Annotated in this window: 17 protein-coding genes and 1 pseudogene; 12 read left to right on the top strand and 6 right to left on the bottom strand. The window is 36.8% G+C overall.

The genetic code is table 11. From position 1 onward, the window contains the following. Positions 1 to 106: 106 nt before the first annotated feature. A pseudogene (locus ASF10_RS11655) lies at positions 107 to 868 on the bottom strand (amino acid permease); the annotation flags it as partial. Positions 869 to 1,136: 268 nt separating this feature from the next. Between ASF10_RS11655 and ASF10_RS11650 the strand changes: the two are divergent. Beyond that, positions 1,137 to 1,832: a pseudouridine synthase gene (locus ASF10_RS11650; RefSeq protein WP_056249247.1), complete on the top strand. Its 696-nt coding sequence runs from the start codon at positions 1,137 to 1,139 to the stop codon at positions 1,830 to 1,832. Between the two features lie 241 nt (positions 1,833 to 2,073). Here ASF10_RS11650 and ASF10_RS11645 read toward each other — a convergent pair whose 3' ends face one another. Continuing rightward, positions 2,074 to 2,772, bottom strand: coding sequence for a DUF1826 domain-containing protein (locus ASF10_RS11645; protein WP_056249267.1), 699 nt, complete (start codon positions 2,770 to 2,772; stop codon positions 2,074 to 2,076). 268 nt (positions 2,773 to 3,040) lie between these two features. On the opposite strand from ASF10_RS11645, the gene ASF10_RS11640 reads away from it, so the two are divergent. The 4 genes from ASF10_RS11640 (at position 3,041) to ASF10_RS11625 (ending at position 5,558) form a co-directional block, all read left to right on the top strand. Beyond that, on the top strand, positions 3,041 to 3,220 hold the full coding sequence (locus ASF10_RS11640) for a DUF3606 domain-containing protein (RefSeq protein ID WP_056249244.1): 180 nt from the start codon (positions 3,041 to 3,043) through the stop codon (positions 3,218 to 3,220). A 78-nt stretch (positions 3,221 to 3,298) separates the two neighbouring features. Further along, positions 3,299 to 3,973 (top strand): SRPBCC family protein, encoded by a 675-nt coding sequence (locus tag ASF10_RS11635; protein WP_056249241.1) that lies wholly within the window; start codon positions 3,299 to 3,301, stop codon positions 3,971 to 3,973. Between the two features lie 242 nt (positions 3,974 to 4,215). Further along, a complete protein-coding gene (locus tag ASF10_RS11630) occupies positions 4,216 to 4,641 on the top strand; it encodes a response regulator (protein WP_056249238.1) in 426 nt (141 codons plus the stop codon). 14 nt (positions 4,642 to 4,655) lie between these two features. Beyond that, positions 4,656 to 5,558 carry a CorA family divalent cation transporter gene (locus ASF10_RS11625; protein WP_056249235.1) on the top strand — a complete coding sequence of 301 codons (903 nt, stop codon included), beginning with the start codon at positions 4,656 to 4,658 and terminating at the stop codon, positions 5,556 to 5,558. On the opposite strand, the gene ASF10_RS11620 is transcribed toward ASF10_RS11625, so the two are convergent. Then, a complete protein-coding gene (locus tag ASF10_RS11620) occupies positions 5,559 to 5,936 on the bottom strand; it encodes a response regulator (protein ID WP_056249233.1) in 378 nt (125 codons plus the stop codon). It abuts the gene before it with no gap. 276 nt (positions 5,937 to 6,212) lie between these two features. Here ASF10_RS11620 and ASF10_RS11615 point away from each other — a divergent pair, with 276 nt between their 5' ends. Together ASF10_RS11615 and ASF10_RS11610 are read left to right on the top strand one after the other, a co-directional pair. Then, complete coding sequence (locus ASF10_RS11615) at positions 6,213 to 6,647, top strand: response regulator (protein WP_056249230.1); 435 nt, start codon at positions 6,213 to 6,215, stop codon at positions 6,645 to 6,647. A gap of 23 nt (positions 6,648 to 6,670) precedes the next feature. Then, positions 6,671 to 9,496, top strand: a complete 2,826-nt coding sequence (locus tag ASF10_RS11610; RefSeq protein ID WP_056249228.1) for a PAS domain-containing protein — start codon at positions 6,671 to 6,673, stop codon at positions 9,494 to 9,496. 29 nt (positions 9,497 to 9,525) lie between these two features. On the opposite strand, the gene ASF10_RS11605 is transcribed toward ASF10_RS11610, so the two are convergent. Next, on the bottom strand, positions 9,526 to 13,566 hold the full coding sequence (locus ASF10_RS11605) for a PAS domain S-box protein (protein WP_056249225.1): 4,041 nt from the start codon (positions 13,564 to 13,566) through the stop codon (positions 9,526 to 9,528). Between the two features lie 101 nt (positions 13,567 to 13,667). Beyond that, entirely contained in the window at positions 13,668 to 15,176 is a 1,509-nt protein-coding gene (locus tag ASF10_RS11600; RefSeq protein WP_056249263.1) for a DEAD/DEAH box helicase, read from the bottom strand. A gap of 395 nt (positions 15,177 to 15,571) precedes the next feature. Between ASF10_RS11600 and ASF10_RS11595 the strand changes: the two genes are divergently transcribed. The 4 genes from ASF10_RS11595 (at position 15,572) to ASF10_RS11580 (ending at position 18,790) form a co-directional block, all read left to right on the top strand. After that, entirely contained in the window at positions 15,572 to 16,576 is a 1,005-nt protein-coding gene (locus ASF10_RS11595) for an SDR family oxidoreductase (protein ID WP_056249222.1), read from the top strand. Between the two features lie 109 nt (positions 16,577 to 16,685). Then, a complete protein-coding gene (locus ASF10_RS11590) occupies positions 16,686 to 18,065 on the top strand; it encodes a DUF2252 domain-containing protein (RefSeq protein ID WP_056249220.1) in 1,380 nt (459 codons plus the stop codon). 170 nt (positions 18,066 to 18,235) lie between these two features. Then, complete coding sequence (locus ASF10_RS11585; RefSeq protein ID WP_056249215.1) at positions 18,236 to 18,424, top strand: hypothetical protein; 189 nt, start codon at positions 18,236 to 18,238, stop codon at positions 18,422 to 18,424. A gap of 105 nt (positions 18,425 to 18,529) precedes the next feature. Next, positions 18,530 to 18,790: a hypothetical protein gene (locus ASF10_RS11580; RefSeq protein ID WP_056249211.1), complete on the top strand. Its 261-nt coding sequence runs from the start codon at positions 18,530 to 18,532 to the stop codon at positions 18,788 to 18,790. A gap of 102 nt (positions 18,791 to 18,892) precedes the next feature. Here ASF10_RS11580 and ASF10_RS11575 read toward each other — a convergent pair whose 3' ends face one another. Then, the gene (locus ASF10_RS11575) at positions 18,893 to 20,611 is read right to left on the bottom strand and encodes an FAD/NAD(P)-binding protein (RefSeq protein WP_056249208.1); all 1,719 of its coding nucleotides are present in this window, start codon (positions 20,609 to 20,611) and stop codon (positions 18,893 to 18,895) included. 316 nt (positions 20,612 to 20,927) lie between these two features. On the opposite strand from ASF10_RS11575, the gene ASF10_RS11570 reads away from it, so the two are divergent. Next, positions 20,928 to 21,215, top strand: a complete 288-nt coding sequence (locus ASF10_RS11570; RefSeq protein WP_056249205.1) for a hypothetical protein — start codon at positions 20,928 to 20,930, stop codon at positions 21,213 to 21,215. The last annotated feature ends 169 nt before the right edge of the window (positions 21,216 to 21,384 follow it).

The following is a 21,384-nucleotide window of genomic DNA, read 5'->3' as shown; positions in this document are numbered from 1 at the left end:
AAAACGGAGGTGCTCACTTTGCACCGGAATTAGGTGGTCATTTTGAACTGGAATCAGGTGCTCACTTTAAAACGGAATGGGGTGATCAATATAACCGGAATTTGCAATAAATAACCTGATTTGTCGCTTTCGGAATATTCTTTTCCGGATTTTCAGCCTCGGCAGCGGTAATTCCAATAAGTTCTAAACCTCCAAAAGAGAACATAATTAGCGCCATTGCAGATAATAAACCCTGAAAACTGCCATTATTAGTTTTTTCGAAGAAACCTTTTGGAAAAAAGCCTCCATCGTTATATAAATTATGAATTGTTGCGTGCTCTCCTCCTGTTCCACTTATTAGCAAATAAGTACCAAAAAGAATCATTGCAATAATAGCGACAACTTTTATGATCGAAAACCAAAATTCAGTTTCTCCGTAAACTTTTACAGACGCAAAATTCAAGGCATTAATAACCAGAAAGAAAAACAAACTCGATACCCAAAGCGGAATTTCTGGCCACCAAAACTGCACATAAACACCAATGGCTGTAAGTTCAGCCATACTAACTAAAATATAAAGAATCCAATAGTTCCAACCCGATGCAAAACCGGCAAAAGAACCACAATATTTATAAGCAAAATGACTAAAACTTCCTGAAACAGGTTCTTCGACAACCATTTCGCCAAGTTGTCTCATGATAAAAAAAGCGATAATTCCGGCAATAGCATATCCCAAAATAACAGATGGTCCTGCTAATACCGCCGCTGGACCAATGCCCAGGAAAAGTCCTGTTCCTATTGATCCGCCTAAGGCAATTAACTGAATATGGCGATTCGTCAGCCCACGTTTAAGCTGATTTCCTTGTGCGTCTTTCTGTGTGTTTTTCACAAATTAGATTTTTAAGCGAGTAAAATGTACTCATAAATGTATAAACAGCGAAGATAAGTTAAAAAAGGAATCGCACAAAGCAGGAAGATTATAGTTGTGTTTTGCTTAATTTAAGAATTAAAAAGGTGAAATTTAAGCTTAAATGCAACAGCCTAAAAATTCATTTCAGTAACTACCTGTTTTTCAACCTGAAAATAAAAAAAAGAAAACTACAGAAATAAAAAGTCATAAAAGAGATTTCAATCGAAATCTCTTTTACTTTTGCCAAATGTTAGAAATTCTTTATCAGGACGAATATATTATCGCCATTAATAAACCAAGCGGCTTGTTGGTTCACAAATCATTTTATGCGCGCGATGCAAAAGTGTATGCCATTCAGGAACTGAGAAATCAAATTGGCCAACACGTTTATCCTGTTCACAGGTTAGACCGCAAAACATCTGGTGTTTTGTTATTTGCGCTAGATAAAGATGTTTTAAAAATCATGAATGATCGTTTTGCGATCCGCGAAGTCCAAAAAAAATATCTAGCCATTTTACGTGGCTGGTCGCCCGAAGAACTAACGATTGATTATGATTTAACAAATGATGATGACATTACTCAAAATGCAATAACACACTTTCATCGTTTGCAAAATGCCGAAGTTGCTTTAGAATTCAACAATAAACCCACTTCACGATATTGTTTGGTAGAAGCGATTCCAGAAACCGGACGCATGCATCAGTTACGAAAACATTTCAAACATATTTTTCATCCCATTTTAGGAAGTCGCCCGCATGGTTGTAACAAACAAAATAAATTGTGGCTGGAAAATTTTGACCTGAAAGGAATGATGCTTCATGCACATCAGTTGGTTTTTAATCATCCAATAAACAATGAACAACTAATCCTGAACGCGAAGATTAACGAAGAGTTTAGCAGAGTTGGTACTATTCTTAATCTGGATTTGAGTAAGTACAAATAAAATATCATTGTGCATAAAAAATCAAACACATAGTCAAGCTTTTAGAAAATAAAATCCGTTTTTTATCAGCGTTTTTGCTTTAGCGAATCAGTAAAATCAGCGTCTAATTTTGACGCGGATAAAACAGATTTACTTCGTAAAAACGCAGATAAAAACGGATTTTCTAATTACTTTCCTGATTAAACTGTTAAGTAATTTTGTAGATTTCCATGTGCTAAACAATTAAACTCAACGGGGTTAATTAACAAATCAACAACAACCTGTATTCGCCTTCATTTTCTATTGGCGCCCTATGAATACAAGGCAATACTTCTTGTTTTGGATGATCTACCGCCAGACGCCAAAGATGTCCTAAACCTAAATTAACAGGTTCTGCATGGTCATGTAACTGATAATGCAAATCAAAATAATTCTCCTTCAAAAAGTCTTCAAATTCTTCTTTTGGTCCATCATGCAGCTCTTTTAGCTTTGCCTGGATTTCCGGAATCAGGATTTTTTGTTCTGCCTGCGAATTAGAAACAATATCACTTGCGGCTCCGTGATATGTACATAAAAAAGTATCTGTTGCAATGGGCGAACGATCAACATGAAACGAATATACATCTGTCGAGATAAAATCAAATTCATCATCGCGTTCATAACACTTTAGCAAATTAAGAGAAGGCGAAGCGCCAAAATCAGTCAATAATTGTAAATCATTTAAGATTATTTCCCTTGCTATATTCCCCTTTTCTGAGAGTTGGAGCGCGATTAAATCTTCGGGATGAACTTCGGTTATATTTTCTTCTAAAGATAATTGGGCTACAATTTCATTAAAATCACCTTCCAGATTTCTGTTCCAGCATAATGCGTTCATTTCTCCTTTGAAACACGTATTTACAAGGTCAGAGAAAGTAGAAACTATGCCTATTTGGCTGTTGTTAGAAAATGTATTGCTCATCGTATATAATATGAAGCTGGTTACTTCATGCGTTACAAAATTATGTAAATAGTAATCAGTTGCGGCATTTTTATCATTATAAACTTTGGAGCTGCTGCCTTTTTTCCACAAAAAGTTAAAGATCTTACTTTCTGTAATTTATAACTGAATAAAGATTGAATATAATCTTCTCTGTATCATAGCAATCCTATAAAAATCACATTTTATAATATAACAGTATTCCTTTACTCTGGAAGTAACTTTGGATATATCATTAAAAATAAAAATCATGGACGATAAATCAAAAACAGGAAAAGCAGATGATTCACAAATCAATATTAATGAATCATACGAAGTGCAATATTGGTCTGAGAAATTTAATGTGCCTCAGGAAGTATTAAAAGATGCCGTAAGAGCTACAGGTACGAATGCAGAACAGGTAAAAGAATATCTGGCAGAAAATAACTAAATGCTATAATCAGAAACAAGCACATCTTACTGATTTACAGAATACATAAATGAAAATGAAATTTTAATAAAACAACATATGGAAACTAATATCTTATCACATAAAAAAGACAAATCTTCAAAAAGTAATGTCAACGTATCTACACTGGAAAGAATTCTTATGATTACAAGCGGATCTTATCTTTTGTATAAAGGTCTTTTGCAGGAAAAAAAAAACATCACTAAAATTACATCCGGCGGTGCTATGCTCGCTCGCGGAATAAGTGGTTATTGCCCTGTTTACAGCGCTGTAGACTATTTGAAGAATGATAAAGGTTCTAATGTAAATATCAGAACAAATATTACCATTAATAAACCTATTAGTGAAGTGTATGCTTTCTGGCGCAATTTAGAGAATCTGCCTAAATTCATGAAACATCTGGAATCTGTTAAAACGCTCAACAGCACACAATCTGAGTGGACAGCAAAAGGTCCGGCAGGTATTGGATCTCTTACTTGGAAAGCCGAAATTATCAAAGACCAAAAAGAAAAATTGTTAAGCTGGCAATCATTAGCTGATGCACCGGTTAAAAACTTTGGAAAAATTCTTTTTAAATCTAAAGGACAAGCCACAGAAATTGAAGTTACCATTTCGTATCGCGCTCCGCTTGGTATTACCGGACAAGGCGCTGCAAAACTGGTAAACCCTCTTTTTAAAAATATAGTTCATGACGATATCAGCAGCCTGAAATCGTATCTTGAAGGTCAAAACTAAACTTTAAAAATATAGATTTGAACTTTTACAAATAACCTTTTGGATTAACTCCGGAAGGTTTTTTTATGCGTAAAAAAACACTTGAGAAAATTATATGTCGTTCAACTTTAATTTACTGTAAAAGTCAAAATTCCATAGCATTTGAAAAACACAAAAGAAAAGTACAATTTTTCACACTTTTTAAGCTGAATATTAAAGTCCTTATGTTACAAATTAGCTATTAAAAATGTATCTTTACCATTATGAGAAGAAAAGGAGAGATTATAATTATTGAAGACGATGAAGATGACAGGCTCTTTCTTAAGGACATTTTCGAAAGTCTGGATTATCCAAACAAGATAAAATTTATTGATGACCCAATGGATACTATTCCGTATTTATCCAATCCGTCTGTTATGCCTTTTCTTATTATTTCTGATATTAATATGCCAAAAATAAATGGCTTTGAACTTCGGGAACAAATCCTTGCCATTTCAGAAATAAGCAGTAAATGTGTGCCTTACATATTTCTTTCTACCTCAAAAAATCCTGAAAACGTACTAAAAGCCTACAGCTGTAATGTACAGGGATATTTTAGAAAAGAAGAAGATTTCTCTGTTTATAAAACTATGATGAAAAATATCGTAGAATACTGGTTGTCAAGTCTTACTCCTGCATCTGTTCTATAAAAAGTACCCAAACAATGGCACTTAATACCTGTAAAATAAAAAACACAGACATTATCTGGATTGATGTCTATGATCCAACAGATGAGGAAATTGCATCTGTAAGTACGAAATACAACTTAAATTCTTATACGCTTCTGGATTCACTTGATCCTGATCACCTGCCTAAATACGAAGAGCACAATGATACCCATTTTTTGATTATCAGGCTTTATCATGATGAGAAGGAAAAACTGCCCACAATCCAGAGTCTAAGCAGCAAGATTGCCTTATTTTTCAACGAATCGTTTATTATAACCGTACATCGTTCAGCACAGCCTTTAATACAACACATTATGGACAATTATGTCAGTACAGACAAAATCAAGTCTACTGCAGGAATTGCCATTCATATTGTGGGTGATGCGCTGCGCTCGTTTGAAGCACCGGCAATGAAACTTTCCAGCGATATTGATTATTTTGAATCCAGACTGTTTTTAAAGAAAAATATTCCGGATGATATGATTGAAGGAATCTATTACCTGAAAAATCATGCGGGACTTTACAAAAAATTGCTGCTGCTAAGCAACGAAGTGGTAAATTCTATAAAAGCAGAAGGAGAAGAACGTCCTGCCCTGCACGATGTACGCGACTTGCATACTAAATTGGTATTACTTTACGATCAGGTTCAGGATGATGCCAATAATCTGCTCAATATTTACCTTTCATTATCAGCACGAAAAACTAACGATGTTATGAAATTGCTGACTGTTTTTTCTGTTTTCTTTATGCCCCTTACTTTTATTGTTGGCATTTATGGAATGAATTTTAGATACATGCCTGAACTCGCATCTCCTTTAGGATATCCGCTTACCATACTAGCAATGATAGTTATATCGGTTTTGATTTTTTTGTGGTTCAAAAGAAAAAAATGGCTTTAATTATAATATGCTGTCCAATATATCAGTAAGTTCCTTATAACTGTTGGGCTTACTGATGTATTTAATGATTCTATTGTTTCTCATTTCCTCCTGCATAAATTCTTCAGAAGGAGTCGAAATCAAAATCACAGGAATATGCTCAAGTCTGCTTTCTTTTTTTAATTCTCTCAGTAATTCAAGTCCGTTGATTATAGGCATATTATAATCCAGAAAAATAAGGTCTGGCAGGTTTTCTGTTACTTTAAGCTCTTCCAGGGCTTTTTTTGGATTGTAAATACAGCGCAACACAAAATCCTTATCCAGCGACGCCATCGCCTCTCTGAATATATCTGCATCCTCAGGATCATCATCTATGAGCAAAATATTTTTGTACAACATCACTTTATTTTTAAACCTTTATATCGACATCTTCGACTGTTTCAATATACGTATTTTTATCTTTCCGGGTTTAGGATTTTTTCATATAAAAATAAATGTTCCTGTTTTTAGTTTTTTTAAAATTATAGCCAAATATCCTGTACGTCTATTGCTTTGATATTCTACCTTTTATTTTTTTATTTTATGGAAAATTAGCTGCCGGAACGATTTAAAAATTCAGCATTTAATTAGTTATAATAATCAAAAACTTTATCTTTACTCGCTGATAATAATTATATGGTATTAGAAACTTACACTACGATATTTTACGTTGATGATGATGAAGATGACAGACTTTTTTTTGAAGAAGTTACACAACAGATCGGAAAAGATATAAGCCTTTTTGAATTAGGAGATCAGATGCTTTTACAGCTTGACAATCCGCCTCCTCACCCATCGGTTATCTTTTTGGATCTTAATATGCCAATAAAAGACGGATTTGAGGTATTGCAGGAAATTAAAAGCGATTCGAACCTACAGGATGTTCCTGTAATTATTCTTTCGACAACCAGTAATACTGAAACTGTAGAAAGATGTTTTAAACTTGGAGCTTCTCTTTACGTGAAAAAATCCATGTCTATAGAAGACCTTAAAAAATCCCTGGAATTTGTGCTTTCAATAGACTGGGAACAGCATACGGTTACAGAAAATAACTTTGTATACAAAAGATAACTAGCATCCCTTAATGGTACGGCATGAACAGTAATTTACATTTTCTTTCAGCAGGCGGTGAAATGGGACAATATATCAGAACCAAAGACTGGAACAATTCTCCGGTTGGAGATCCTGTTTTATGGCCACAAAGCTTGCGAACTGCCCTTAGTATCATTTTGAATTCCAGATTTCCGATGTTTCTTTTCTGGGGAGACGAACTGACTTGTTTTTATAATGATGCCTACAGACCCAGTTTAGGGAATGACGGAAAACATCCTTCTATTTTAGGAATGCCCGGAGAAGAAGCATGGCCTGAAATATGGGAATTCATAAAACCCCTTATCGATAATGTGCTGCTTAAAAAGGAAGCGTCATGGCATGAGGATCAACTGCTGCCTATTTACAGGAATGGAAAAATGGAAGATGTTTACTGGACTTTCAGTTATAGTCCCGTTATTGATGAAACCGGAAATCCTGCGGGTGTTTTTGTGACTTGCTCAGAAACAACCGAAAAAGTAAAACTACTCGATACCTTAAGTGAAAGCCATAAACAACTGGAATTTGCCATTGAAGCCGCAGAACTTGGTACTTATGACTACTCGCCAGCTAGAGGAAAATTTACAGCCAATAACCGTCTTAAAGACTGGTTTGGACTTCCTCATGAGGATGAATTACATTTACAGAATGCCATTGATGCCATACTGGATAGCGACAGGAAAACCGTGCAAGATGCAATTGCAGAAGCACTGCGCTTTGAATCAGGTGGAAAATATGATTTATATTATACTATTGTTCACCCTGTAACTTTCGAAAAAAAATCGGTGCATGCCAAAGGTAAAACCACTTTTGATGCTCAGGGAATTGCCATCAGACTGGACGGAACTTTGCAGGATATTACTCGTCAGGTTCAGGATAGTAATGAAAAAGACAAAGCCTTAAAAAAAGCATCGCATAACGCCAGACATCTTAATCTTGCGCTAGAAGCAGGTCAACTGGGTTCTTATGAACTCGATATTGCTTCAGGAACCATAAAATGCTCTTTGCAGTGCAAAATTAATTTTGGAAGAAAACCCACAGATTCCCTTACCTATAGTGAATTTCTGGATATGGTTCTCGATGAAGACCGTCCTGTAATGCGTAAAGCCTTTTATGATGCCGTTGCAAGCAATAGCGTCTACGATGCCACTTACCGCGTTAATGCAAGTGACGGAATACGCTGGATTCACGCATCGGCAATGCCTGTGGTGAACAAGGAAGGAAAAGTTATAGGTATGGCCGGAGTAACAGCCAATATTACCGAAGTTAAAAACAGCCAGATTCAGATTACTGCGGCGCTCGCACAAACTGCCCTGAGCCGTGAAAAACTCAATATTGTTATCGATGCCAGTGAACTTGGAACCTGGGAACTGGATCTAAAAACCGGAGAAATTGAAACCTCTTCGCGCTTCTCTGAAATTTTTACGGGTACAGTACAACAGGATTTTAATCTATCCAAAACCAGACAGCAGATTCATCCTGAGGATATGGAAAAGCGAAATCTGGCCCATAAAGAAGCCCGTGAAACCGGAAAACTCTATTTTATTGGTCGTATTATCTGGCCTGACGATTCGATTCACTGGATTGAAAGCAAAGGAAAAGTCTTTTATGACCGTGATGGAACACCCGCTCATATGATTGGTACGGTTCAGGACATTACAGAAGAAAAACAAAAACAGGAAATCCTGCATAAAAGCGAACAAAAATTCAGGCTTCTGGCTGATTCGATGGCGCAACACGTATGGACGAGTGACAGTCAGGGTAACCTGAACTATTTTAATCAGTCCGTTTACGATTATTCCGGATTAACCCCGGAACAGATTCTAACCGGAGGATGGATTCAGATTGTGCATCCGGATGACAGACAAGCCAATGTTGAAGCGTGGACAAAATCTGTCAAGGAAGGAACTGACTTTATTCTTGAGCACCGCTTTCGCAATGCTGCCGGAGAATACAGGTGGCAGCTCAGCCGCGCTATTCCCCAGCGAGATGCGCAGGGAATAATCCAGATGTGGGTAGGAACCAGTACGGATATACAGGAACAGCGCTCTTTTACAGATGAACTCGAAATGCGCGTGCAGGAAAGAACTTTGCAAATGCAGCAAAAAAATGTAGAACTCGAAAGAATGAATCGGGAACTTCAGACATTTGCCTATATATCAAGCCATGATCTTCAGGAACCTCTTAGAAAGATACAAACGTTTTCTGATCTTATCCTTAAAGGGGAATCTGAAACACTGTCTCCGCGTGGTTTGAATTATTTTGAAAGAATGCGCAAATCAGCAGAAAGAATGCAGAATCTTATTGATGATTTGCTGGCTTATTCACGCACAAGCAGTCCGGAGAAGACCTTTGAAAATATCAGTCTCGATGCACTTATACAAGAGGTCAGGGATGAAATTGCCGAAGAGCTTTTACAGCACAATGCCCACATAGAAATAATGCACTCTGCAAATCTGACTATTATTCAGTATCAGTTCAGACAGCTGTTATATAATTTGATTTCTAATTCCCTGAAATTTAAAAGAGCTGAAATAGCTCCAAAAATAACGATTTCAGCTTCCCTTTACAAAGGACATATTATCGGAATGAACCCGCAATTTCAATATCATATGCTGACTTTTGAAGACAACGGTATTGGATTTGACCAAAAGCATGCACCGAAAATTTTCGAAGTGTTTCAGCGACTTCACACCAAGGAAACTTATGAAGGAACTGGCATTGGATTATCGATTGTGAAAAAAATTGTAGACAATCATGAAGGATTAATCAACGTTGAAAGTGTACCGGGTGTGGGTACAAAATTTACTATCTTTCTTCCGTTACGTTAAGGTCTTAAGTTACTTTATTTTGTTTATTACTATGCTTCAATTTGTTTACCGGGAAGATCAGGCAGGAAAATATGAAAGGTACTTCCCTCTCCTATTTTCGATTCTGCGTACATAAATCCTTGATGGTTCATCACAATTCTTCTGCATAAAGCAAGACCAATACCGCTGCCCGGAAAAATAGTCTGCACATGCAGGCGTTTGAAAATTTCAAAGATCTGATCTTCATGGTCTTTTTCAAAACCAATTCCGTTATCACTAAAAGAGAGATGATAATAGTTCACATTGAGCAATTGCGAATTTGTAAACTGTGCTGCCTCATCATGTGATATCAGTTCTGAACTTATACTAATTCTCGGCGCAGTATCCTCACTGATAAATTTAAGGGAATTACTTACCAGATTATAAAACAACTGATTCATTTGCAAGCCTACAGCCTGTATGACAGGGAGATTTTCGATCAGCATCTCTGCGTTTTTTTCGGTTGCTGCCAGTTCAAAATCAATCCATATATTCTTTACAGTTTCCTTTAAGTCTATCGACTGCAGGCTTTTCTCGGGCTGAATCAATCTCGAAAAAGCTAATAAATCCGATATTAATCTGCTCATTCTTGCGGCAGAAAATGCTATTTTTTCAACGATTGTTTTAGGATCACGCTTCGAATTATCTTCCTGAAGCATCGCAGCAAAAATCTGAATTTTTCTAAGAGGTTCCTGAAGATCATGACTCGCAACATAAGCAAATTGCGCCAATTCCTCATTAGATTGCTGTAGGGCATTATTAGACTGTGCCAATTCTGTATTAGAATCCTGTAGTTCTTTCAGTACATCAGCCAGTTCCTTGGTTCTGAGCTGTACTTCTCCTTCCAGTGCAAGCTGTAGTTCTCTGTGAATGGTGATATCCTGTGTAGTTCCGCTGATTATCAAAGGTTTTCCGTCGAGATCAAAATACGTTTGTCCTACGGCATGAATTACCTTTTCTTGTCCGTTGAGACCATCAATAATCCTGTATTCTGCTTCATATTTACCTTCTGATCCGGGTTGTTGTGCTGCAAAAAAAGCTTCAGTTACACGCTTACGGTCAGAATCTTTTATAACCGCCCTAATTTTTTCAGAATCTATTGTAGTGCCCTTAAGTCCAAACATTGTGGCATGACGCTCTGATACCGTGCTAATTCCGGTAGCAATATCCAGTGCCCAGGTACCTAACTTGGCGGTTTCGACAGCAGAATGTAATGCTGTCTGAGCCTGTTCTATTTTTTTAATGGAAATGATTTCAGCCGTAACATCTGATCCCACATAGAGAATCGCATTTACATTTCCTTCACTGTCGTGCAAAGGTGTAAGGCTGATATTATGATATCTCGGATCTTTTTCTGTTGTATCGATTCCCGGTATTCCGCTGGCTGAAAAACTTTTACCGGTACTATAAACTTCCTGAGCCGCTTGTAAAAAACGCTCTGAAATAGTTTCTTTGAGAACATTTCTTAGCGGTTGTCCTTCAATATTGCCAGTTACGCTGACATTTGCCTTAAAAGGTTCATTGGGATTTTCAATAATTAATTCATCTCCGGCAAAAACACTGATAGCGACAGGCGCAGCAGCTAATACAGAGCGTAGTTTCGATTCGCTCTCACGAAGCGCAATTTCAGTCAGTTTGCTTTGAGTAATATCGGTAGCATGAACAATCATACCTATAACTTTTCCCTCATTGTTTTTATGAGGCGTATAGACAATACTGAGCCATCTGCTGATTCCCATTCTTGAAGGCGCGAACATTTCGTATTTTTCCTGTTGTCCGCCGTAAGCAATTTCCAGATGAGGAAGTGTTTTGGCATAAGCCGCATCTCCCAGAAATTCCTTTACAGTTTTGCCAATAGCATCATTATCCCCAATAGAAAACCACTCCTTAAAAATGGTATTATAAGTCACATAACGCTGCTCCTCATCCAGATAAAAAATCATCGCAGGCACGGTATCTCTCAAAAGCTGCAAATGGGCTTCACTTTCTTCCATTGCCTGTTGCGCAAGTACTTGTTGGGTAACGTCAATAGCGATATCTAATATGGCATAAATTTCTCCCGCTTTATTGCGCAACGGTGTATATGAAATATTGTAGTAATTATTTTGGAGTACTCCATTCTGCACTATTTTTACCAATGAAGCCGAAGAAATAAAAGGAATTCCGGTTGTAAAAATATCATCAAGAATTTTAAGGTATTCCTGTCCTTCCGTGATAAGTTCCGGCATGACGTCACGCAACGGACGCCCTTTTACATCAGGTCCTTTTCCTACAATGTCGATAAAAGTCTGATTTGGGTATTCTATAATAAGATCACGGCCAACAAACAAACCAATTCCGGCGGGAGCGCCTGAAATCAGATTTTGCAGTATGGCTTCACTTTCCTCAACTTCTCTTCGGCTGAGTACCTGACGTGTTACATCTGTTGCTACCACCAATATACTGCTGTTTTCTCCGGCAGCATTGCGGTTGACTTGATAAATAAGATCTACGTAAATATTTTCAAGCTTACCACTGCGGAGGACTTCAACCTCTACTTCTTTGGCTGTATAAGGAATCCCGGTTCTGATTACCTCTTTTAGAAGTGCATCAAAACCCTGTCCTTTAAGCTCAGGCACGGCTTCAAGCAACGGTTTGCCAATGAGCTGACCGGGCTTGCGCCCTACAAGTTCACCATAAAAAGTATTGGCGCTTTGAAACACCAGTTCTTCATCAATACCAATCGTGGCAATTGCAACTGGCGACTGTTCAAATATCGCTGCGAGTTCATTTTGACTTGCCATTATCTCACGCTGCGTTTTGACCGTGTCCGTAACATCAGAAGACATATTCAAGACTGCATACACAATGCCGTTTTCATCCAGCAAAGGTGTCAGGGAATAATCAAAATACCTCTGCGCACCTGCGGGATCTGATAAGATTTCGGCTCCAACCGTTTTATATTCTTCTCCACTGCGGTATACCTCAGAAAGCCGTTGATAAAAATCTTTGTCCGTGACCTCAGGAAAAACTTCGGCGAGCCTTTTGCCTGTTACCTCATTTCCTTTATCCCAATATTCCAGCATTACGCCGTTTGCCAGTTCAATATGAAAATCAGCTCCACGGAAAACGGCAGTTCCCACAGGCGCCTTTGCAATCAGGGTACGAAAACGCGCCTCACTTGCAGAGAGTTTCTCTTCCCGTTCTTTTTCGGCAGTAATATCAATAGCAATCGCTGTAATATATTTTCCGCCTTCGGGATTCGTAACAATCGAAATACTATTGTTTACCCAGATAATAGATCCGTCCCGGCATATGTATCGTTTAGTAATCAAAAAATCATTTCCATTGGCAATACAGTCCTGTAACAGCAACATATTACGTTCCAGGTCTTCAGGATGAGTCAGTTCTCCTAAATTCATCTGTAGTATTTCCTCGCGGGTATAGCCCAGCATCTGGCAGTAACGGTCATTTACTTCAACTACCCTGCCTTCTATATTCGCCTGCGCAATTCCTGCATTGGCTTGCATGAGCACGCCGTTGAGTTGCGACCTTACGGCACTTGACGGTATCAAATCCGGAATTACGGCTGAATTTTCAGTACAGGTAGCAAAAACACCTTCGGCGATATCATCATTGCTTGAAATTATACTGTAACCCACAGTAAGGTAAACCTCATGCAGGGTATTACTGCTTATACGATTTGCTATAATATTAGATTCTGAGCGAATAAGTCCCTGATCTATCATATCACAGACAGTATCAGAAACCGTGTGCCACTCTGAAGATAAGGCATTCCTGATATCATTTCCTAAAGCCTTTGGATGTTTTCCGCTTCCTAAAAGAAAAGGACGAAAGGAATCATTATAAAAGAAAATTTTCTCACTGCCCCACACCATAAACATCGGAATACGGGAAGCGAGCAGTATTCCAAGTGCAGTTCGAAGACTTTGCGGCCAGGTTTCTATGCTTCCTAATGAGGAAGCATTCCAGTCCAGTTTTGCTGTAAGGATGCCTAATTCTCCCCTGTTTTTTAAAAATGGATATTCAGGTTCTTTATTGTCTAACTGCACTGCTAAATTGTTTTTTTTTATAATCCGAAAGATAAAGTAATTTTAATAAATCACCAATTTATTCAGTTAAAGCGTTGTTCTTTCTTTTAGCCAGAATTACTTTATGCAGCATTCACTTTTGGAAAAACTTTTATAATAAGACCTTTAAGACGTTGCTGATAATCCTCTATTAACCACTGTTTGTAATTAGTGCTTGCGTTTTCCAGACATTTGACATATTGTTTCACACGCCACTCAATTTCAGGCTGTAAAGCCTGAGCCAATGATAAGGCTTCTGAAAGCGTTGCAGCATTATCCAGACACATTTTTGCCTGTTGTCTTACAGATTGCTGAATAACCGTTTTTGGTTTTTTATCAGTATGAAGCGCTTCCTGATAGTGCTCTTCGATATCAAAAGTCATCTCAAGAGTATTGGGAAACTGCGCGCGCAATTCTGCCGAAAATCCGTGTGATTGTACAGCAGATTTACCACCTCCCTGATAATGAAGTTGTCTGGCAAATAGATCAGGATGCTGAAAAACATTCTGCCAGTCAACAGGTTCTTCCCAATGACCAAATCGCTGGATATTATTACCCAAATCAATGATTCCGAAAGTTTTTTTAGACGGAAGTCTTCTTGCTCCGCGCCCAATCATCTGGTGATAAAGCGTTATCGAAGTTGTCGCGCGGTTCAGGATAACATTTTGAACTGACGGCTCATCAAATCCTGTAGTTAAAATAGAAACCGAAGTTAAAACGGCATCTTTTGTTTTTTTAAACCATTTCAGGATTTCCTTTCTTTCCTTCTCAGAATTCTTATTATCCAGATGTTTGATCGAAATACCTGCATCAATAAATGTTTCATATACTTTTTGCGAAGCAGCAATACCATTATTAAAGATCAGTGTCTTTTTTCCTTGTGAATGCTCTTTATACATATTTAAAAGTAAATCCAACATGGGTTGAGAACTGTAAAGATCATTAGAAGAACTGACTGTATAATCTCCGTGTACACCCGTTTTTAGCGAATTAAGTTCAACTTCATGAGCATAAGTATTTGGTCTCGCCAGAAAACCTTTTTCGATAAGACTCGAAATATTCTCTCCGGTAATCAAAGACTTATAATGCAGGTTCATTGGTTTGGTAACATCAGAACTAAAAGGTGTTGCCGTAACCCCAATGATAAATGCTTTCTTAAAGCTGCCCATTAATTTCCTAAACGAATTATGATGGGCTTCATCTACAATCACAAGACCAACATCAGAAGTTTTTATTTTTTTTGATTTAATTCTGTTTCGAAGTGTTTCCACCATAGCGACATAACAGTCACAATCGGCTTTAAGGTTACCGCTGGAACTATTTATGATTCGGTTTTTGACACCAATATTTTTCAATGTTTTCGAAGTCTGCGTGCATAATTCCCTGCGATGGGTCAAAATCATAACCCTTTTGCCAAAGCGCTCCATAAATTGTCTGGCAATTTCTGAAAATATAACTGTTTTTCCTCCGCCTGTAGGCAATTGGTATAAAAGCTTCAGGTTCGAAGCGTTTTCCAGCTGATCCAGTATATTATTGATATCCGTTTGCTGATAGGCATAAAGTGCCTGAACAGCCTTTGTAGTAGTTTTCATTTTTTTTGTGTTATTTCTTATTGACACTCCCGCTCCATTTAATTTTTACTTATCAGCAATTCTTGGCATAATTGGTTACAGATTCTTTAATTCACTCTGAACATTATCTCCGTTAGAGACTGCGTGAAATGATAATCTAAAGTACCACAAAAGCCTTACATTAATTTACAGGATTGCGCGCGCCAATTTATATTATCCTCATAAAAACTTTGAATTAGTTTGCTTTAAATTGCCTGCTGACGTTGAATTCTTAAACTCTATTGATCGTTGCCTCAGACTTATATTTTGCAACATAATGTAAGAATTCTATAATAATCCTCCGTAATGATTTTTTAAATTTGATTGAATATCAATATAGGATAGAACAAATATTAAAAACTCTAAAATCTATTATTATGGAGGTTAAAAAAGCAATATCACGCCGTTCTGCACTTACCGGAATGGGAGCAGTTCTCGCAACTGCAGCAATAAATCCTGCACTTGCCAATAGTCTGCACACAGATCATATGAACGACTCAAATGGATCAGAAGATCCAATCACAAAATATCCAAGACCACCTTTTAAGGAACAATCACAGCCATGGCCGGGACTTGTTAGTAAAATGGATCCAAGACCTGATCACGGAGAAAAAAGCTATAAAGGCAGCGGACGCTTAAAAGGCCGCAGAGCACTTATAACCGGCGGAGATTCCGGAATGGGTCGGGCTGCTGCAATTGCCTATGCCAGAGAAGGCGCTGATGTGGCGATAAATTATTTCCCTACAGAGGAAGAAGATGCAAAAGAAGTAATTCAATTAATAAGAGCCGAAGGACGAAAAGCCGTTGCTATTCCCGGAGATTTGCGCGATGAGGCTTTCTGCAAATCACTTGTTGAACAAGCCGTAAAAGCACTTGGCGGACTTGATATCGTAGTCAATAATGCTGCACGCCAGCAAACTCATGCCTCTATTCTGGATATTTCTACAGAAGAATTTGACTGGACTATGAAAACCAATATTTACGCACCTTTTTGGATTATTAAAGCAGCTCTTCCGCATTTGAAAGCAGGATCTTCTATAATTGGAACAAGTTCTGTTCAGGCATACGCTCCTACTGAAGATTTATACGATTATGCACAGACTAAGGCTGCCACTACCAATTATATCAAATCGCTTGCAAAACAACTTGCTCCTAAAGGCATAAGAGTCAATGGCGTTGCTCCTGGTCCAGTTTGGACACCGCTTCAGGTTAGCGGAGGTGCAACAATGGAAAAACTTAAGGAATTTGGTTCGCAAACACCAATGGCAAGACCAGGTCAGCCGGTCGAACTTGCTTCTATTTATGTGCAGCTTGCCGCTAATGATGCCAGCTATGCTACAGGTCAGATTTATGGAGCCAGCGGTGGTGAAGGAAATCCATAAAACAATCAAACATACAATATTGTAAGCTGATATTTATGACTTTTTATCCTAAATATCAGCTTTATTTAGTGCCTATTGCAATGGAATCGTATAATATAAAAATAAACAGATGAGTTCTGAAAATCCTGAAATCCAAAATTTACAACAGCTCAAACAAACCAGAAAAGATCAATATGCTTTTGGCCGATCGCTAAGAAAAAATTGTTCGAGATCATCGCATGGAAAATTCCGGATACAGGAACGCAATGTAGTCGACTTGCATATAGAACGCACAAAAGGACGTATTGAAGAGTTGTTGCCCATAAGATACCAACGTATTTTAGAATCGCCGTTTACACATTTTCGTGGTGCAGCGGGAGTTATGGCTGTTGATCTTGTCGAACAAAAATCTACTGAACTTCATATACAGGTATGTGGAGATTGTCACTTGCTGAATTTTGGCGGATTTGCAACGCCGGAACGGAACATTATTTTTGATATAAACGACTTTGATGAAACGGCTGTTGCTCCATGGGAATGGGATGTCAAGCGTTTGGCGGCCAGTTTTACAATTGCAGCCAGACATAAAGGATTTTCTAAAACTAAATCCAGAAAAATAGCAGAATTAGTTGTCGCCAGCTACACCAAAAATATGCGGAATTATGCTAAAATGTCTGCACTTCAGGTTTGGTATGAAGATATTCGGTTTGAAGATATGATTAAATCCAGCAGTGATCCGTTGTCAAAAAAGTTAGATCAAAAACGTCTTGAAAAAGCTTCTGAACGAACGCCTCATGAAAAAGAGTTTGAAAAAATGACTGAGATAAAAGACGGAAAAGTTACGATTTTAGACAATCCTCCCCTTATTTATCATTTGGAAGGCAGTAGACAAGAAGCTTTTTTAAATCTGGCTGAAAATGCATTTGTGCGATATATAGAATCTCTTCCTGATGATCGTAAGGTATTACTGGAAAACTATAAAATTCAGGATGTAGCCGTAAAAGTTGTTGGTGTAGGAAGTGTTGGTACCTGGTGTGGCGTAATTCTTTTATTATCTGATTCAGGAGATCCGCTATTCTTGCAGTTTAAAGAAGCATATCAAAGTGTGCTCACACCATTTACTGCCAAGAGTGATTATGAACATCATGGTCAGCGGGTGGTTAACGGTCAGCGTTTAATGCAGTCTGCGTCTGATATTTTTTTAGGATGGACATCTGATGATAATGGTCGGGATTATTATATAAGACAAATGCGTGATGCAAAAATAAAACCTGTTATAGAAACTATGAATTTCAAAAACCTCATGCACTATGCCAATTCTTGCGGATGGGCACTTGCACAGGCTCATGCCAGATCGGGTAAAGCTGCTGCGATAGCTGGATATATTGGCAAAAATGACAAATTTAAAAAAGCAATTGGGCGTTTTTCAATTCTTTACCACAAACAAAACAAAAAAGATTACCATACCCTTTTAACCGCAGTAGAAAAAGGAATTATAAAAATGGAATAATATTTTTTATCAGCAGAACAACATTAACTTTTTAAGTTTATTTGGAACACATGAAAATTTAACAATCGATCTCGAAAATTATATAAAATTACACCTTGCAAAAAAGCTACTTTTAATAGGTCTAAAGTGAAAATTAGATAGCTGTAAGTTATTAATCTAAAACTTCTTATATGAAATCAAAAAATTACTTTACTATTTCTGAGGAATCTGAAAGCGATGTTACCTCTTATGAAGAACAACTATTGTTGAATTATGATGATTATCTGGAAAGTGCTTTTGAAAGTAAATCAACAAATAGCAATCATTATAATTTTAATCTCGGAAATCCCGAAGAAAATATTGAGGATAATTTTGATTAGAAATATGATAAATATAACCTGAAGAAGAGAACCAAACAACTGGCACGCCAGACAAATAGATAACAATTAAACAAAAATCAAAACTTTGTTTTTTAACTTAAACATATGGAAAATTTAATTAATCAAGAAAATCTTGAAGATATAACACGATTTATAGAGGAAAAAATAGATGATATCCCAGCCGAATATATACTGTGTGGGGCAATAGGAACATTATTGCTATCATCATACCTCAAGAAAAACGGTCATAACAAAACAGCAGGAATACTAGCAGGAATAACCATTCCTATAATTGCTGTAGGGATCAAAAAATATACAAATTTGCACGATTCAGAAGAAGAAGAATTTCAAAATGAAATTGCTTAGATAACTTATTATTTTATGCTATTAAAACTAAAAAACTCGAATTTAAAAATTCGAGTTTTTTTAGTTTTTGTAAGTAGGTAAAAGAAATAGTATTGTTTATTTTTATGTTTTTAAGATATCATTTACGATTCGCAACGAAGCAGCTTCACAGAAATCCAAACCTGAATAATCAGGGTTAAGACCACCAATATAAGGTACAGCCATAATATAAATATGTTTATTGTATGCGCCATACTCATCAATAATCTGAAAATTGTCATTGATTGCTATTCCGGAAACGTTTAGAAAATAAGCTCCCTGTGCATCTTTTTCAATAGCTTTTTGATCGTTTGCATAAGCAGTCTCGCCTGCAACATTTGATTTAAATTTTAAACGAGCCGGACTAATAGCACGCTGCGACAATAAACTCTTAAAGGGAAAATCCTGATAAGATAAATGCGGCTGCCCTACACAATCGATAAATGTATTATAAGAAACGGAATGTTTTTTATTCTCTTCATCAGTAAAATGATACACTATACCTCCCTGATTTTGAGGTTCAACCGTACTGTCATCTCCAACAGCCACAAGTTTAAGAACATCAGCATGATAAAGAGCAAGCAGTTCTTCACAGGATTTTTGAGGAACAAATGCAATTACAATCGAAATTAAAGGCATTAGTACTTTTTGAAGCCGTTGCATATCTTCTGCTGATAAATATTTAGCTGGATGGTTCATCGCAAAACTAAGAACAGCCAGCATTTCTTTCCAATACACTGATTCTTGTCTTTTAATCGATTTTTCTGCCTGGGCATATTCTGCTTTTAAAAGCTGAAAAGGATCCAGACGTTCTCGTAATTCCATCATTTCTGCAACAAAATCTTCGATAGAAAGTGATTCAATGCGTTGATAAAATTCATAATCCTTCTCCCGGAATATTTCTTTAAAATCCTTTTCAAAAATAAAATCAAGTGATAAAAACCCATCATTATTTTTGCGGTGCTCTTCTATTTCTTTCGCCGTCAATAAAGATTTATTAGACAAATGAGAATCTTCTAAGTGAAAACGAACCGCCGGAAGCATGCCACTGCGCGAATGCATCATAATTTTAAAATCAGCGCTTTCAGGAAGCAATTTAAAATTTAAAATTCCATCAGTCCCTTTTTCAAATGATCCATTATTTCTAGCAATTGTTCTAATTGCATCGATTGCGGTCAAAGATGATCCTTTTACAGCAACAGCATGATTAAAACGCTTTACAAGCTTTTGAGGAGGATATGGAGCATCATAATAACCTTGTATTTTTCCTTCGTAACGAATGGGCCAGTTATGTCCTGTGCTGATAATGGCAAAATCAAATTCTTTGAGATCTGCATCCATAGTCTGAACATAAACTACTGCATTTTTTAAGTCATAACTTATATCAGTAACCATAGTTTGAAAATGTGTTCGGGTAGTAATTCCAGCATCTTCTCCAAGAGTGCGAAGCATTTCAAACTGTGCCGAAAGATAGTAACCAAATAACAGCCTTGGAATTACCTTATACTCATTAAATTTATCGGGATCCATATTAAATCTTTCCAATAATTCTTGCGGAGCGGTTTTTATCCAATCCGCCATAGAAGTAACAATTTCCGGTACTTCATTGTCTGAAACATTCGTTATATGTTCATCATTTGCACCTTCAGGACTATAAGGCATTCCGGAACCCAATTGAGATTTTCGCTCGAAAATATCAACTTCAAAATTCTTAACTCCTGATTCAACAAGTCTTTTATAAATAAAAAGTCCGCTTGGACCGCCACCTAATATTGCAATACGTTTGTTGTTATAATTATCCATTTGGTCGTTATTATTGATTAGAATGCCCGTTATCGTTCAAAAAAAAGGCAGCATTACAATGTTAAAGATTTGATTTTAAACTAAAATAAACAGCCTTACTTTTCAGGTGTTTTTAAATTAATCTTTCTATACAAATTTTAAATACTTTCTGCATATTCCTGTTATATTATTTAGGGGAGAAATTATAAAATTAAGCGAGTCGTTTTTAGAGAAACAAAACCATAAACACTTGTATTCCAAATTATTTAACTAATAGACATGCTTCAATAAATCCATTATTTATCAATTTTCGTATATATTTTTAAAGCAGTTTATCATGGAAACATTATCTACATTTCATATAAAAATTCTGCAGATACTTGCCGTAAGATACGGAATGAGCTGCACTTTAGAAGAGCTTACCAGCCTTCTGACACCAGCTATTGATATTACAATAGCATTTTCAGACTATATATCCATCGAAAAAGAAAAGCAGGCAACGGTATTAAATGCACTAATCGTTTTGGATAATGAAGGTCTTATCTTTTTAAATTCAAGTACCGATAAAAGTATTATTACTATAAAAGGTATGATTAAAATAGACAATACGTTATTTTGTAATTAGGTGTTTTAAAAAGATAAACAGAATTCCTGTTTCGTTGGCACAATTCCTGTACTTATCCCAGAGGAAAATCTTTTTTAATCCGGCATACAAATCTCATCCAATTCCGGATGCCAGATCTTCCATGCTTCATAAAATCTTTCGATTTGTATTTCCTTTTTGGTTAAAGCTT

Origin of the sequence: Flavobacterium sp. Leaf82, from assembly GCF_001422725.1 — a bacterium.
Lineage (GTDB): Bacteria > Bacteroidota > Bacteroidia > Flavobacteriales > Flavobacteriaceae > Flavobacterium.
Note: the sequence above shows the minus strand (reverse complement) of the source record. Positions and strands in the feature narration are given on the sequence as shown.